General features: G+C 52.0%; 12 protein-coding genes. 5 read left to right on the top strand and 7 right to left on the bottom strand.

All coding sequences use genetic code 11. The features are described from left to right. Window positions 1-114 precede the first annotated feature (114 nt). Together PCI15_RS19320 and PCI15_RS19315 are read left to right on the top strand one after the other, a co-directional pair. Window positions 115-1,419 (top strand): NAD(P)/FAD-dependent oxidoreductase, encoded by a 1,305-nt coding sequence (locus tag PCI15_RS19320; RefSeq protein WP_271271544.1) that lies wholly within the window; start codon window positions 115-117, stop codon window positions 1,417-1,419. 313 nt (window positions 1,420-1,732) lie between these two features. Further along, the gene (locus PCI15_RS19315) at window positions 1,733-4,921 is read left to right on the top strand and encodes a methyl-accepting chemotaxis protein (protein ID WP_271271543.1); all 3,189 of its coding nucleotides are present in this window, start codon (window positions 1,733-1,735) and stop codon (window positions 4,919-4,921) included. A 70-nt stretch (window positions 4,922-4,991) separates the two neighbouring features. On the opposite strand, the gene PCI15_RS19310 is transcribed toward PCI15_RS19315, so the two are convergent. Both PCI15_RS19310 and PCI15_RS19305 read right to left on the bottom strand, forming a co-directional pair. Next, the gene (locus PCI15_RS19310; protein ID WP_271271542.1) at window positions 4,992-5,639 is read right to left on the bottom strand and encodes a glutathione binding-like protein; all 648 of its coding nucleotides are present in this window, start codon (window positions 5,637-5,639) and stop codon (window positions 4,992-4,994) included. A 170-nt stretch (window positions 5,640-5,809) separates the two neighbouring features. Further along, window positions 5,810-6,994 carry an HD-GYP domain-containing protein gene (locus PCI15_RS19305; RefSeq protein ID WP_271271541.1) on the bottom strand — a complete coding sequence of 395 codons (1,185 nt, stop codon included), beginning with the start codon at window positions 6,992-6,994 and terminating at the stop codon, window positions 5,810-5,812. Between the two features lie 405 nt (window positions 6,995-7,399). On the opposite strand from PCI15_RS19305, the gene PCI15_RS19300 reads away from it, so the two are divergent. The 3 genes from PCI15_RS19300 (at window position 7,400) to PCI15_RS19290 (ending at window position 11,708) form a co-directional block, all read left to right on the top strand. Further along, on the top strand, window positions 7,400-7,960 hold the full coding sequence (locus PCI15_RS19300) for an RNA polymerase sigma factor (RefSeq protein ID WP_271271540.1): 561 nt from the start codon (window positions 7,400-7,402) through the stop codon (window positions 7,958-7,960). 10 nt (window positions 7,961-7,970) lie between these two features. Then, window positions 7,971-8,960, top strand: a complete 990-nt coding sequence (locus tag PCI15_RS19295; RefSeq protein WP_271271539.1) for a FecR family protein — start codon at window positions 7,971-7,973, stop codon at window positions 8,958-8,960. A gap of 183 nt (window positions 8,961-9,143) precedes the next feature. Next, window positions 9,144-11,708: a TonB-dependent siderophore receptor gene (locus PCI15_RS19290; RefSeq protein WP_271271538.1), complete on the top strand. Its 2,565-nt coding sequence runs from the start codon at window positions 9,144-9,146 to the stop codon at window positions 11,706-11,708. A 96-nt stretch (window positions 11,709-11,804) separates the two neighbouring features. On the opposite strand, the gene PCI15_RS19285 is transcribed toward PCI15_RS19290, so the two are convergent. The 5 genes from PCI15_RS19285 to PCI15_RS19265 form a co-directional block, all read right to left on the bottom strand. Continuing rightward, the gene (locus tag PCI15_RS19285) at window positions 11,805-12,266 is read right to left on the bottom strand and encodes a superoxide dismutase family protein (protein ID WP_271271537.1); all 462 of its coding nucleotides are present in this window, start codon (window positions 12,264-12,266) and stop codon (window positions 11,805-11,807) included. A 157-nt stretch (window positions 12,267-12,423) separates the two neighbouring features. Beyond that, complete coding sequence (locus PCI15_RS19280; RefSeq protein WP_271271536.1) at window positions 12,424-13,590, bottom strand: glutathionylspermidine synthase family protein; 1,167 nt, start codon at window positions 13,588-13,590, stop codon at window positions 12,424-12,426. A 1-nt stretch (window position 13,591) separates the two neighbouring features. Then, window positions 13,592-14,176 carry a DUF1190 domain-containing protein gene (locus tag PCI15_RS19275; RefSeq protein WP_271271535.1) on the bottom strand — a complete coding sequence of 195 codons (585 nt, stop codon included), beginning with the start codon at window positions 14,174-14,176 and terminating at the stop codon, window positions 13,592-13,594. Window positions 14,177-14,187: 11 nt separating this feature from the next. After that, window positions 14,188-14,595 (bottom strand): DUF350 domain-containing protein, encoded by a 408-nt coding sequence (locus PCI15_RS19270; RefSeq protein ID WP_271271534.1) that lies wholly within the window; start codon window positions 14,593-14,595, stop codon window positions 14,188-14,190. A 23-nt stretch (window positions 14,596-14,618) separates the two neighbouring features. Beyond that, window positions 14,619-15,614, bottom strand: a complete 996-nt coding sequence (locus tag PCI15_RS19265; protein WP_271271533.1) for a potassium channel family protein — start codon at window positions 15,612-15,614, stop codon at window positions 14,619-14,621. Window positions 15,615-16,256: the final 642 nt, after the last annotated feature.

The following is a 16,256-nucleotide window of genomic DNA, read 5'->3' as shown; positions in this document are numbered from 1 at the left end:
TCCGTGGTGAAGACACCGATCCTCTCCTTTAGCGCTGATTCATTGCTGTGTCTGTTGCCGGCAGTCTGATGCTGCTGGCCGGTATTGTCTTATCTTATCTGAAGGAGAGGGCTGATGTTTGCTCTGAAAAAACCGCTGGAGAGTCGCCAGCACACCGGATCTTATTACGCTGCGACCGCTAACTGGCAAAACTGTTATCCACCGTTAACCAGTGAAATAAACGCGGATGTTGTGATTGTCGGCGGTGGTTTCACCGGCGTGAACACATTACTGGAATTAACGGAACGTGGTTATAGCTGCGTATTGCTGGAAGCTAACCGGATCAGTTGGGGCGCGACCGGCCGTAACGGCGGGCAGATTCTGGGAGGGATCGGCCATTCCCATGAGCGCTTCCGGCCTCAGATAGGCGAGACCGGCGTGCGTGCTCTTTTCGATATGGGGGTTGAGTGCACCGATATAATCCGCCAGCGGGTGGCGAAATACAGCATCGGCTGTGATCTGCGCTGGGGCTATCTGGATGCGGCCCTTAAACCCCGTCATATGAAGGAGTTTGAAGCGGATAAACGCTGGCAGGAGCAAATGGGCTACCCCTATACATTAACCCTGCTGGACCGTGAGGAAATGCGTGGGCATATAGGGTCAGACCTATACGTTGGCGGCATGCTTAACGCGCATGGCAACGGTCACTGCCATGTGCTGAATCTCTGTATTGGTGAGGCCCGTGCTGCAGAACAGCAGGGGGCCCGTATTTTTGAAAACTCAAACGTTATCCGGCTGGTGCAGGGTAACCGTCCCCGGGTGTATACCGATAGCGGCGTTGTGAATGCCCATCATGTGGTGCTTTGCGGCAATGCGTATCTGGGCAATCTTGTACCGGCAATGGCGTCACGGATTCTGCCGGCGAACAGTTCGGTTGTAACAACTGCACCGTTAACGGCGCAACAGCAGCATGATTTACTGCCGGGCAATGTGGCGGTGTGTGATCCGCGAACGGCGCTGGATTATTTTCGTCTGACGGCCGACGGACGCCTGCTCTTTGGTGGTTTGTCTAATTATACGGGGCGCGAGCCGGGGGATCTCACTGGAGTGATGCGTCAGAAAATGCTGAAGGTGTTTCCGCAGCTTCAGGATGTACCGCTTGAATACGGCTGGAGCGGGCAGATGGGCATCGGTATTAACCGGATGCCGCAGCTGGGCCGGCTTGACGGCAATGTGTATTACATTCAGGCGTATTCGGGCCATGGGGTTGCGCCCACCCATATGATGGCACGTATTACGGCACAGATGATTGCCGGTCAGGCGGAACGGTTTGATGTGTTTACCCGGATTAAACACTGGCCGTTCCCGGGCGGGCCGGTATTCAGAACCCCCTGTTTTGCCCTGGGGATGTTGTATTACAAACTCAGAGATATGTTTTAGCGGCATAGCGGTCATCAGGGTAAGGCTCCTTACCCTGATGATTTGTAAGCTTTTTCCCCTCCTGAATGCGGAAAGTCAGAGTTCTCCCCAAAATGGTCAATCAAATAGCCATGTCGCTATTCAAAGTGCCGTTAACCCACCTATGCTGTATGCGGATGTAAACCGTGATTTACCCGGGGTGATGGAGGTAACACGGTTGCAGGCGGTGCCTGATTACATCCGATAAAAATCCCGGACACGGTTCCTTCAGGAATCGGGCAGTAGAACAATTAAGTCCGGAAAGGTTGCTGGAAAAATCCATGGGAGAGTGTGCATGAAGATCAATATGCCGGTTACTGAAACGGAAGTCATGATGCAGGAAGGTCAGGAGCTGGTCTCCAAAACTGACCTGAAGGGAGTTATAACCGATTGTAATCAGGACTTCGTGGATATCAGCGGTTTTACACTGGATGAACTGATCGGGAAAAACCACAATCTGGTGCGTCATCCGGATATGCCGCCAGCGGCGTTTCAGGATTTATGGGAGACGCTTCAGGCTGAACAGCCCTGGATCGGGATGGTAAAGAACCGTTGTAAAAACGGTGATTATTATTGGGTACAGGCCAATGTTACGCCGATTAAAGAAAATGGCCACGTCAGTGGCTATATGTCTGTCCGTTCCAAGCCCAGCCGCCAGCAAATTGATGAAGCCGATGCGCTTTACCGGAATATAAATGCCGGCAAGGCGACGCTGCATGCTGCCCGTCGCTGGGAGCGACTGAACTTTTTCTCCCGCTGGAAATTATTTCAGAAATTATCGTTTTCACTGGCAATGGTGCTGATTCCGTTGCTGGCGCTGCTGTTCCTGGTGGTTGCGGAACAAAACAGTGAAATTGCCAAAGCGCAGGATGAAGTACACGGTGTGGAATTCATTATGCCATTGCGTACTTTGCAGCAGAATCTGGCAGAACACCGGGGGCGCACTGCCGCGTATAAAAATGGAGATAGTAGTCAGGCTGGCCGGTTAGCCGAACTGAAAAACAATATTGCCGCAAGTATTACCCAGATTGACCAGGTAAACGCCGAATATGGCTCAGAACTGAAACTGAGTAGTGAATGGCAGACGCTTAAGTCACGGTGGCCGGCGCTGGAAAGCCAACTGGGCGGTTTGAGTGGTCAGGAGAGTTTTGTCCGCCACAGTGCCATTATTAATGCCCTGTTTGAATTTATTGTGCATATATCGGATAAGTCCGGCATGGCGGTAGACCCGAATCTGGATTCTTCATTGCTGATCAGTTTGACGGTGAATGAGTTACTGCCACTGGCAGATACATTAGGGGTTATGCGTGGTACAGGTGCAGCGGCTATTTCTGCCGGTGTTATGAATGAATCGCGCCGTGATGCCGTACTATCAATGCATGGGCTGGTTGAAAAGTATATTCATGACATTGATGACCGTTATCAGTCTTTATTTAAAGCGAACCCGCAGCTGGAAGCGAGCCTGAAAAATGAGGTTGAAGGTGTACTGCGTGAAGCGAAAGACTATCTCCATCTGGTGGATGAGCAGTTGTTGTCCCGCAATGTAATAACGGTCAGCAGCGATGTTTATTTCAGTCAGGGAACCGAGGTCATCAATCATATTTTTGCGCTGTTTGATGAATCCGAACATCAGCTGAATTACCTGCTGAATGACCGGGTAACCGGTTTGCGTATTACCCAGGGCATAGAGCTTGGGGTAGTGTCACTGATCATTATTATGGCACTGTTCCTCTACTGGCGGACAGTCCGCGGAATTACCCGGCCGCTGGATTCGGCAGTGGGCATGTTTGAAGCTATTTCCGAAGGTAATTTCACGACCCGCGCCGATCTTAGTCAGGCAGATGAGATTGGTGATGTATTGCGTGCTTTGACCAGCATGCAGATAAAGCTGGGCTGTGAACTGAATGAAAGCAGGGCCAAAGCTGAATCAGCACTGCGCATTAAGGTGGCGCTGGATAACGTTTCCAGTAATGTCATGCTGGCGGATACCAATGGTCAGTTGATTTACCTTAACCCTGCTGTGAACAATATGTTGCGGAGCGCTGAAGACGCTATCCGGAAGGATTTGCCTGAGTTTGATGTTAATGCGTTGCCGGGTGCCAGCATTGGCGGGATCTTTACTGATGAGGACCTTCAGAGCCGGATGCTGGAAAAACTGACGTCTACTTACCGGACCAATATTCAGATCGGAGATCATCACTTCAGCCTGATTGCTAACCCGGTTGTGAATGATGCCGGGCAGCGTTTGGGAACCGTGATTGAATGGACGGATATCACGGAACAGCTGGATGCTGAGAAACAAGTTGAAGCACTGATTGCCCGTTCGGTTGCCGGTGAACTGGATGACCGTCTGGATACCTCAAGTTACGATGGCTTTATGAAAACCATCAGTGAAGGGGTTAACCAGATGCTGGATACCGTGGTGGTGCCTATCAAGGAAGTGCGCCGGGTACTGTCAGAGCTGGCACAGGGTAATCTGAGAGAGCGGATGGACGGTGACTTCCAGGGTGAGTTTGAGGCCCTTGACCGGGCGCTGAATACCACCATGGATCAGTTGAGCGAAACTGTGATGAATATCCGGGCTAACGGTCAGCAGATAAACCACGGTGCCGGTGAGATTGCCCAGGGCAATACAGTACTGAGCCAGCGCACGGAAGATCAGGCCGCAAGCCTTGAAGAAACCGCGTCCAGCATGGAAGAAATGACCGCAACGGTGAAACAGAATGCGGATAACGCGCGCCGGGCCAGCGAGCTGGCCAGCGGTGCAAGGGATCAGGCCGAACAGGGTGGCCGGGTTGCCACCGAGTCTGCAGAAGCCATGTCGACCATTAACCAGAGCAGTAAGCAGATTGTTGAGATCATCGGTGTCATCGATGAAATTGCTTTCCAGACTAACCTGCTGGCACTGAACGCAGCCGTTGAGGCTGCCCGGGCCGGTGAGCAGGGCCGTGGCTTCGCGGTGGTGGCGTCTGAAGTACGCAGCCTGGCGCAGCGCAGTGCCAGTGCGGCGAAAGACATTAAAGATCTGATTAACGAAAGTGTGGTGAAGGTGGAAGAGGGTACCCGTCTGGTGGGCGAGTCCGGGGAGTCACTGGAGCAGATTGTTAAATCGATCAAAGAAGTGAGTGATATCGTGTCCGAAATTGCCTCTGCCAGCCAGGAGCAGGCCAGCGGCATTGAACAGGTGAACATTGCCATTGGTTCAATGGATGAAGGCACTCAGCAAAACGCTGCACTGGTTGAGCAAACCGCTGCTGCCAGTGAGTCTGTTAATCAGCAGTCTCAGCAGATGATGGACCTGATTGCGTTCTTCTCTGTGGATGATACCGGGGCAGTGCCTGATGCGGTGGCAAAAAATGATGCCCTCAGTAAGCTGATGGGCTCAGCCAATGAACAGCGCGATGTTGAATCCCCGCTGAAGCAGAAAAGCAGCCGTCCGGTAGATCTGGTGCAGAGCGGTGGTAATGAATGGGAAGAATTCTGATCACTGGCTGATCAGACTGACGGAAAAGCCCGCGACAGTTCAGCTGTCGCGGGCTTTTTAGTTATCTGTATCAGACTTCCGGAATAATCTGCTGATTCATTTCCCTGTCTTTCAGGCGGTCGCTTTCGATCAGTGCGCGGATCAGCGGACGGGATAAAACCCGTTCCCGGTATGCATTCAGGTGTTCATATTCAGTCGGGTTCAGTCGTGCGTTTTCTGCCAGTACAAAGAACCAGGTCAGATAAGCATCGGCGGCCGAAAAGTTATCCCCCAGCAGAAACTGTCTGTCAGCCAGATGCTTATTGAGCACGTCAAAGCGTAACGGTGCCAGATCACGGATTTTATCTTTGACGCTGTCGGTGGCTTCCGGATAGAAAACCACCCTGAAGATCTGCTTGTGCAATTCGGTGGCGCAAAAGGCGATCCAGCGCAGCATCTGAAAATAGTCCGGGCTATCCGGTGCACGGTGAAAGTGGCTGTTTTGCGACTGCGACTGAATCCACAGCAGGCAGGTTGAGGTTTCCGTCAGAATCTCACCGTTATCAAACTGCAGTACGGATACCTGCCCCAGCGGGTTTATATCATATAGGGATGTGCCGTTTTCCAGTGTTTTGGTCCGCAGGTTCAGGTACTCAGTATTCAGGGAAACCCCGCCTTCTGCGGCTGCTATACGGGCGGCCAGTGAGCAGGTTAACGGGGCGTGCATAAGTGTGGTCATTGGATATCCTCTGCTGGCGGCCAGCGTTGTCTGCAGCTTGAAAATGCTGCAAAAAAGAAAGGCTTAGCCTATAAGAGGATGTAACGGTCAGCGACGGACACAGGTGACAGATTACGGGCGAAAATTGACAATCGGTATCGGCTTTGCCCGCCGGAGAGAACGCAGGCGGGTTACATTTCGTCCCGGGCCAGAGGGTGTTGCATGGGCCAGACGGTACGCAGGCCTTTCAGCAGATGCTGATTTTCTTTCGCGCAGAGCATGTTTTTAATGGTCAGGCCAGTGTCGCCGCCGGTAGGCGTTTCCTCGCCGATTTCACTGGCATGCCCACGGGCGTCACTGATCAGGCGGATCTGGGGTTCATCCAGTTTTTTAGTGAGCCGGGTAACGATCCCGGTTTCACCGCTTGTCAGCACAATCAGGCTGCCCGGAGAATAAATGCCAATGGCATTGATCAGCAGGGTAACCAGGTCGCCGTCAATGGAGCTGCCGCGTTGCTGCAGCATCTGCCGCAGGGCGTCTTTATGCAGAATTCTGCTGCGATAAGCCCGTGGGCGGATCAGTGCCGTGTAATTATCGGTAATGGCCAGCAGTTTGGCGTCTTCACTGAGATCTGCGCCGCTGATACCGGCAGGGTAACCGCTGCCATCGATACGTTCATGGTGCTGCCGGACCGCTGTCAGCCAGCGTTTTTCAGTTACCCCGTGGCTGACCAGTAAGTCATGACCGGTTTGCGGGTGTTCATCGATAATGGTCTGCTGCTCTTCGCTGAGGGCTTCTTCCTGATGAAAGACCTGCTCCTGAATGCTCAGCATGCCAATGTTCTGGGTCAGGGCTGCCACCAGAATAGGTAAACGGTCCAGCGGTCCCTTACCCTGACGGCGACAGGCGGCTTCACACAGAATGGCATTGTGCAGCGGGTGCGCAAGAAAATTAGGAGCTTCCTGATTGAGCTGAATACTGCCAACCATCGCATCCGTGTTTTCATCGCAGGCATACTGAATATCCAGTGCGATGCGCATGATTCGGTTAATAAAGGTGGGATCATTTTCTTCGTGCAGAATGGCGAATGCATTTTTCAGATGATCAAGTAAGGTATTGATGATCAGAAAACTGACCGCCGGTTCATTGGGGTCGCGGCTGGTTTTTTTGGTTGCAGTCACCTCTTCGGGGGAGCAGTAATAGCAGGCTCCGCGGGCAATCAGCTGAGTGATCTGGCTATCGCTTTTGATCACGTGGCCTTTTGAAAGCAGCAGTGATCCCCCTGAGGAAAAAATATCCCAGTTCAGTGCTTCGCCGGCAATGACATCCTCATCGGTGATTTTTCGTTTTATAAGCTCATCAGTCTTGTTTGTCATGCAGAGTCTGCTTGTGGTCCGGCGGTCAGCTGCATATCTGGGTGCTTATCCGGGTACTACAGCCGGAAGAACCGGAACCGGAAGCACGCAGAGATGGGGGCCGGATAATTATTTTTATGATTATTCTGTTCATTCTATATTCATATTAGCGGCCGATTTGCCCGGGACTCAATGACTAAAACCCACTTTGGGTAGGGTGTATGGCAAGTTTGTCTGCTTATGGAGACGTTTATTGCTGATTATTTCGGAACTGATTATTTGTTTTATTTGTTAATGGTTATCATTTTTGATGAATTAAGGCTGTCTCTCTAGTATTCTCTGCGCCGGATTTTAAGTGTTACAGCCCTGGATGCCGATGGTTGTGACGATGTACCGCGGAACTGGATCAGGTTGTATTTCGGAATAATGAGCAGTCAATCATATGATGTCGCGCTGGAAGACCGGCCACCGGAGGCGGTCGCACAGCAGGGCGGTGTGTTGGAAAACTGGTACCGGCAATACCGGCAGGCGCTGTTATTGCAGATTCAGGGGCAGGTAAAACACCGGCATATCGCTGAAGAGCTGCTGCATGAAACCTTTATCCGTTTGTCCCGCATGCCCGCACTGGATACCATTCGCCAGGTAAAGCCTTTTATCCACAAGGTTGCCGGTAATGTCACGGTTGATTATTTACGTGCCCGTCACCGGACGCCGGAAACGGAATCCGATGATATTTTGCAGGAATGGGCATCCGATGATCCCGGCGCCCTTGAGAGCATTGCCCTGCAGCGGGAAATAGACAGCCTGCGGGCCGCCATTGAACAATTGCCGCCGCGCAGTAAGGAAACGCTGTTACTGGCACGTTTCAGGGAAATGCCATTACGTGAAGTTGCCAGGGAGTTGGGCATTTCACAGACAATGGTTGAAAAGCATTTAAAAAACGCACTGCAGAAATGCCGCCATGCGTTACTGAAAGATCTGAACTGAGGGACGCCGGATGTCACCGATACATTCTTCTTCACAAGCCAGGCAGCATGCTGCCAGCGCCAGTCAGGATGAAGCGCTGGACTGGTTCCTTACATTACAGGCAGATCCGGAAAACCCCCGTCTTAAGCAGGCCTTTGTTGAATGGAAGGACAGCCATCCGGACAACGAAAGCCTGTATCTGGAGGTTCTGTTGCTCTGGGATAACGTAAACCGGGTTGATGAAGCCGCCGTTACCGTGCCGGCGGAACAGGACACAGTGGTTGCTCCGGCCGGGCGGTGGCGTTCCGGTAAATTATGCTATTGGCTGGGGGCGTCCCTGTGCTGTCTGTTACTGTTTATGACTGTGTTTGTGCCCGGCTCCGTATTGCTGCCGCTGAGCAACGCGGACTATGTGACGGCCAGCGGTGAGCAGGAGATGCATGTGTTGGAAGATGGTAGCCGTCTTTATCTGAGTGGCGGGTCGGCGGTGGATGTGGCGATGACAGCAGCGGAAAGAAGGGTCGCCTTGCTGCGCGGAGACGCTTTTTTTGAAGTGGCTAAAGACCCCCTGAGGCCTTTCCGGGTCATTGCCGGTGAGACGCTGACGACGGCCGTCGGCACGGCATTTAACATCAGCCTGAGTGAGTCGCAGATAACCGTTACCCTGACGGAAGGCATCGTTGATTCCGGCACCGTTGCGGACCGGATCAGGCTGAATGCGGGGCAGGAATTGCTGTTCCGCGCAGGACAGTTGGATCTGCAGACAGGCAGCGCGCAGTACTGGCCCGCTTGGAAGCGGGGTATGGTCAGTGTTGAGGACATGTCCGTCAGCGAGTTGGTGACGCTGCTTAACCGGCATTATTCAGCGGTGATCCGTTCGGTTGACCCCCGGTTACTGGATGCCCGGGTCAGCGGTATTTTGCCACTGGATGATCTCCCGACAACGCTGCAAATGCTTCAGCAGATCCTGGGCATCAGGCATCTGACGCTGTCTGATTCACTGGTTTTATTACACCGCTGAAATTTTTTTCCTGAAGAGGGTTGGGTAAACACGGCCCGGTAACGTACTTAATATCTAAGTAATGCGAATTGTTTGTATTTGTATTTTTGATATTTATTCAGTTGTCAGGAGTTTCAGGTCATGGCATCCAGCCAGAATTCTGTAAATGTTTCATCTGCATCCGTCTCTTTGCGGAAAGGTTTTATGCGCACGCTGCTGTGTTCAGCATTTGCGATGGGCATGTCGTCTCAGGCATTCGCCCAGCAGGAGGATGTACTCACTCACCCGCTGCAAAATGCTGTTCCTGTACAGAGCTTGCAGCGTTCTCTCATCAGTGTGGCTGAACAGGCCGGGCTGATTGTGCTGATGCCGGCAGGTGACTTTCAGCAGGAAGCGGTCGCGGTTGATTCAGACATGACGGTTGGCCAGGCACTGGAGCATTTGCTACACAATACCGGATTCAGTTTCCGGATCAATGATGGCAAACAACTGGTGATCACCCCTGCAGATGCGGCAGTACAGAATGCCGCCGGTGATGTGCCGGAAGCTGAGGTTGCTGTGGTATACGGCACTCCCCTGAGCCGTTACGAGTTTGATGAAGCCTCTTCGGCGACAGGTTTCCCAGCGGATATTGATGAACTGCCCCGGACCGTGCAGGTGTTACCGGAACAGCTGATTCTGGATCAGAATGCCAATGATATGAATGACCTGCTGATGAATGCGGCGGGTGTTACCCGTGCACATGGGTTTGGCGGAACCGAAACCCAAGTCAATATCCGCGGATTTACCAGCAGCCATCTGTTCGTTGACGGTAACCCGGTGAGTAACCGTTACAACATTGATCTGGCCAATGTAGAGAGCACCGAAGTCATTCTCGGGCCTGCATCGGTGCTGCACGGGCAGGTAAGTCCGGGTGGTCTGATCAATATCATTACCAAGAAGCCGGAAGCTGAACAGGCCAACTCACTGCAGCTGGAAATGGATGAACATGGTAAGCAAAAACTGGTGCTGGACAGCACCGGTTCTCTGTCGGAGGATCTGCAGTACCGGTTGATTATGTCCGGAGAAGATAGCGAGACGTTCCGGGAAGTAAAGACCACCGAAGGTACCTTCCCTTCAGAACGGGAAAGCTTCAGTATTTCGCCATCCATCAGTTATACACCGGATGAGCAAAATACCTATACCCTGCGGCTGAATTACGCCAAACAGGCATTACCCATTGATCGGGGGACCGTTGCAATCGCGGATGCCAGCGGCAATATCAGCATTGCCGATATTCCGGAAGAACGGCGGCTGGGCAGCGAACATGATAAACGGGAAAGTACTGACAGCAGAATTCAGTTTGACTGGGATCATGAGCTGGACAATGGCTGGACCAACCGTCTGAAGTTTGGCTATTACGAAAAAAAGTTTGATGACTACCAAACCCGTCCGGTGTCCGGCCTGAATGCTGTTCCGGCCGGCAGTGACTTCCTGAGTGTTGCGCTGGCAGGGCTGAACCGCAGCTCTGTTCAGGCAAACGGTCAGTTAGTGCGGATTTCCGATACTAACCCTGATGTTAAAGAAAGTGATCTGTTCCTGTCTGACAGCCTCAGCGGTGACTATCAGATCGGTGATATTGATAACACCCTGTATCTGGGGGCTAATTATACCCGCCGCAAGGTAAAAGATGCCGACGGGGCGGCCCTGACGGATACTCCGGCGCCTTTGATTGCCGGGGGTTTTGGCGCCTATGTGTATGACCTTTCAGTGGTTGATATCAACAGTTCGGTGCAGCCGGCCAATCAGAAACTGGCGCAGACATTACTGAATGACAGTGAAGAAACCATTGATGAGTTCGGGCTGTCGGTCCAGAATCTGGCTCATCTGACCGACCGGCTGAATTTACTGACCGGGATTCGCTATGACCGGTTTGAAATCGATGAGACCAGCACAACCTATTACCGGGCCATCAATTCCGGGCAACAGGGCTTTGAAAAACTGGCCACACCGGAAGTAAGTAAAGTCAGCACTAAAAATGACAATATCAGTACCCAGGCGGGGCTGATGTATGACATCACCGATGAAGTGGCGGTGTATGCGTCTTACAGTGAGTCTTTTACGCCTAACTACATCGGTGTTACTGCCGGATCAGCGGCGTCATCTGCGTCGCTGGCACCGGAAGATTCATCCCAGATTGAATTGGGGATTAAAACCAGTTTCATGGATGACAAACTGCGTTTCACGGCGGCCGCCTATGATCTGACCCGCAAGAATGTCCTGCGTTACGAAAATCTGGTGGCCTACCTGAACGGGGAAGAGCAGACCCGGGGTGTGGATATCAGCAGTACCATGCAGTTTGTGCCGGGCCTGAACGTGCTGGCCTCATACTCCTACATGGATAGCGAGATTGTCCGTGTCAGCGGCACATCAACAGCGAATGAAGGTAACCGCCCGTACAGCATTCCGCAGCATAAAGCCCGGATCTGGGGCTCTTATGAAGTGCAGGGGGGCGACTGGGCCGGCCTGGGGGTTGGTTTGGGCATGGAGCACGTGGGGGAACGCTACGGTAACGATGCAAACACCTTCAAGCTGCCTTCCTACACTGTTTTTGATACGGCGACCTGGTATTACATTCCGCTGGGGAATGAGCAGTCACTGCGGTTACAGGCGGGCATCAAAAACCTGACCGATAAACCCCATTATCTGGCCAACGGCAGTGGTGATGCTTACCGGATCAATGTGGGTGGCCCGCGTACGTTCTACATGACCGCACGGTATGAATTCTGAGGGAAAACTGAGCAAGCTGCAGATACGGCGGTTTTAAAACAGGCCCTGAACGCTCTGGGGCCTGTCTGTTAAACCCAAATACTGCTGATCGGTTTTTCAGTTGAGAATGCCGCAGCCGATGCGGCTGCCGGTATCGTCATGGATGACCACTGCATGGCCTTTGTTGCCGCTGTAATCGATACCGGACACCAGCCGGAAACTGCCTTTGGCATCTCCGGCACTGTCTGCAACCCAGCGGGCGCTTTTCCAGTAATCCCCTTCTTCAACCGGTGCCCAGTAGTGTCCGCCAACATCACTGGCGTTGTCACAACTGGTGCCTGTGTGAATATGCACACCACCACTGGTCACCGGTTTGACGCCTTGCAACTCGTAAAACATCGTCAGGTAGTTGTCTGTAAAGGTGACCGATATATTACCGCTGGCATTTGCAGTTGCATTGCCAGGATACGCACCTATTTGGGCCGTCAGAGCCTGGGCCTGAACCGCCAGCGTCAGGCTGCACAAGCCCGCACCTGTGAGTATTTTTCTGAGTGTTCCTGAAGACAGCATTTTTTTCATTACATCACCTGTTCGTTATGTGTGAGGAGCGATGCATGAATATTAAATTGCGCATAATTTAATGGTATGTGATTTATTTAATGGCCTTCATAGATATTTGAAATAACAGCCTTTTGAGGTGACTGTTATGTCAGATATCAATCAGGCCGCAGATATCTCAGTCGAGAATAATATGCGGCACGAAGCGGGATAAGTCCTGAGTGATCTGGCTGCTGTCTTCCCGGACAGACATACCGGCAGGTCGGTCATTGATCAGCCAGGAACCGATCAGGGTGTGATTGCCGGCAAAGCGGGGCAGAGGGCAGTATTCCTGATAAATAAAACCTTCTTTACCGTAGGGACCTTCCGAGGCTTCGATCTGCTGGCCATCCACATGAATGCTGACGTTGGCGCCTTCACGGGCGAATATAGGTTTGCGCACATAGCGGCTCAGCCCGGAGGACGGCATGTCTTCTTCAAAATATGACGGCAGCAGGTTGGGGTGGCCGGGGAACATTTTCCACAGCAGCGGCAGAATGGCTTTATTGGACACCAGTGCTTTCCACGGGGGCTCCAGCCAGGATACCGCCGATTTTTGTAGCAGGTCACCGAAGTCTTCCCGGAGCATAAACTCCCAGGGATAAAGCTTAAACATCCAGCGAATCTGTTCACTGTCGATGTCGGTAAACACATCCCCGACGCCGTGACCGATATCTTCCACATAGGTAAATTTATTGCGGATACCGGCTTCGCTGGCACAGTCCTGCAGGTATTGTACCGTTCCCCGGTCTTCATCGGTGTCTTTGGCGCAGGCAAAGTGCAGCATGGAATCCAGCCGGGGCTGGCGGATTTCCCGAAACCGTTCGATCAGTTTTTCCTGCAGGGAATTGTACTGATCAGTCTGTTTGGGTAAGTCGCCGCTGTGTATTTTGTCTTCCAGCCAGAGCCATTGCCAGAATCCGGTTTCGTACAGGCTGGTGGGGGTGTCAGCATTGTTCTCGTAGAGTTTTGCCGGGCCGCTGCCGTTGTAAGCCAGGTCCATGCGGGAATACAGGCTGGGATCTTTGCGCAGCCAGGAGTGTCTGATCAGATCACGGTGGATATCCGGAATCTGAAATTTCGCCATCAGGGCTTCACTGCTGACGACTTCATCCACTGCCGCCAGACACATCCGGTGCAGCTCTTCTGTCGGATCTTCAATATGATTCTCAATTTGCTGCAGGCTGAATTCATAGTAGATGGATTCATCCCAGTAGGGTTCGCCGTACATAGTATGAAAGGTGAAACCGAACTCCGCTGCCCGGCTCTGCCAGCCCGGACGTTCGCGGCTCTGGTGGCGCTGCATATCAGCCTCCCCGGCTGGAACGGGAGGCGACACTCAGCCCGAAGCCACCTCTGGAAAGGGTCCGGGTGGTGGTTGGCTTAAGTTTAAAGCTGCTTTTGTCCACGGTAATGGTGCCGTAGCGTTTCGGGCCGTAAACGATGCCGTCGGCGCTGGTCCATTTGCCAAACACCCGGGAACGGCGGGATTTGGAGCTGTACAGCGGGCTGGAGATGTAATCATCATTGTCCCAGTCATTGCCGTTGTAAAACAGGAAACCGGCCATGATGGGCATAAACCAGGTCTGGTTATTCAGTACGTTATAGGGAATGCACTGTTCATCACCGAACTCATCTTCACAGGCCGGTTCTGTCTGATATTTAGGGCCGGTACGGAAGGATTCTGACTGGGCATGGCGGTATGCGGCTTCACAGTCCTGCAGCATCAGCGGGTTTTCTGCGATGCACTGGGCAACGCTTTCATACACTTCAACATCCACGTCGCTGCAGGAAACCAGCATCACAGATGAAACGGCAACGGCCAGTGGCTTAAGACGCGGCTTCAGGCATTTACGCATCCGCTGCAGATTAATAGCTTGGGTCCTTTTCATGGCTATATCCTTCAGTAAGTCATGCAGGCCGCATTTAACAGGCCAACTGCCACTGACAGGCCCCCGAGCATGATGCCCGCTGAGATTTCATTATCCTTAATCCGCTGTACCAGCTTTGGCATAAACACGAAGCGTAAAATCAGGAAGGCCAGGATCTGGGCAACCAGACCGATGACTCCCCAGATGGCAAAATCGAGCAGTGAAACTGAGTTTGCGGCGGCGCTGGCCAGTGCCAGCGAGAAACCGATAATTGCGCCGGTAAAGCCGGTTGCGGCGGCTACGTTCTGCTCTTCCCTGACCAGCTTCCACTCATCGTAAGGGGTGATGAAGGCGTAAATAAATTTGAACGCCAGCAGTAAGCCGATGGCCACGGCAAAATACAGGGCAAAGTTCGTGAGTCCGGCGAGTGAGGTAAGCATGCAGTATCCTTTAGCAGGGGGGCTTAAAATGTATCCCAGTTAAGCTGGTTAATCCGTTCATCGGCAATGTAATACAGGGTACTGCCCGGTGCAACGGACTGGTCCAGTGCCGGGTTCAGTTCAATGGCGTCATACCCCTGGCTGGAAATGCCGATCAGTGTGGCAGCATACTGTTCTTTGAGTGTCAGGAATAAGTCCCGCACGGTCACTGTTTTGCTGGCACCGAATGGCATGGAGTACTGGGTCATGCCGCTGTGTACATCCAGTAACTGATGGTGCAGGGCACTGGAACCCGGGTCCATCGCAGATTTAGCCAGCATTTCGATTGCCACCGATGGCATGCATTCAACATTCGGGCAGTGGGCTTTCAGCAGTTTGCCGAGGCTCTCTTCTTTAAAATAGGCAATGATATGGGCGTCAGGATTCTGATCAGAACAGTACAGGGCAGTGGTCATGGTCAGATCATCTTCAGGGTTATCAATGATGATACAGCTGGCCTGCTTTAACGCGGCGCGGGACATCTGTTCGTCATTGTTGAAGCTGCTTACCCGGATAAAACCGATTTCGTCGGGTAACGGATTTTCAATATCCGCTTTCACACACAGCGCTACCCGCTGGGTTTCGTGATGATATTCAATCTCCCGTAACAGCAGCCTGATAAGCTGTAATGTGCGGTCATTATTCCAGCCCATGATCAGAATATGCCCGGTGTAATCTAACGTTTTCAAACCTCTTAACCCCTTTCGCCATTGGAATGAAACAAATGCCGCCAGCCTGCCGACAGCCAGACCGAACAGCCCCAGGCCGAACGGAATTACAAACAGAGAAACAATGTATTTACCGGCAGCCGTCGTGGGAGAAAAGTCTCCGTAGCCCACCGTTGATGCCGTCACGATTATCCAGTAGATGAAATCTGCACCGTTAAGCAATGCCTGTTCGCCGGCCAGCTGAAGTAAGCCCCAGCTCATGATGATATAGAAGGCGCAGGCCAGCACGATGCTGTACCAGCGTAAATCCATAAAATGCCGGAGGAAGACTTTTTTAATTCTGAAGAGCAAAGGCATTGATTCTGAGAACCTCTGTACATGAATCGGATTTAACGTCTTCAGACGTCAATTTACCTAACTTTATCAATAGTATGAAGTGGCCTTCTTTAAGATGGAAGTCTGGCTGCGGATATAAAAGAATGCCTGTTATAAAAATGATGGATATCACGGAGCAGTAATCCTGAAAGTGGTAAGTATTGAGGCGGATAACATATTTGTTCTGTGGCATTGGTAACCGGGCGACGCGGGGGAAGGCAAAGCTGCAATTTCAGTGAGTTTTTCAGATTTGATTCAGACAGATATGGTGGGATAGACGTGCTTGATACGGTTGGTTTTTCCGGGGGTTGAAGCATGAATAAGGTTTTTGTTACGGGTCTTATTTTGCTAAAATACGCACCATATTTTTACGTGCCGGAAGCCGTCGTCCGATGGCTGTATTCATCTTGTATCAAGCGTTTTTACTGTAAAAATGTGTCTCAGAATGACACGTGCTACAGATCTTTGCCGCTGCAGGCGGCAACGACTTTGTAGCACGTTTGATATGTTGTTGATTTATATTTGTTTATAGAGAAAGGGAACGCTTTGTGCATCCTTTTCCGGAAATGTGTTCACTGT

The sequence above is a fragment of the Aliamphritea hakodatensis genome, from assembly GCF_024347195.1.
Classification (GTDB): domain Bacteria; phylum Pseudomonadota; class Gammaproteobacteria; order Pseudomonadales; family Balneatricaceae; genus Amphritea; species Amphritea hakodatensis.
The sequence above is the reverse complement of the archived record's forward strand: the minus strand, read 5'-3'. Positions and strand labels throughout refer to the sequence as shown.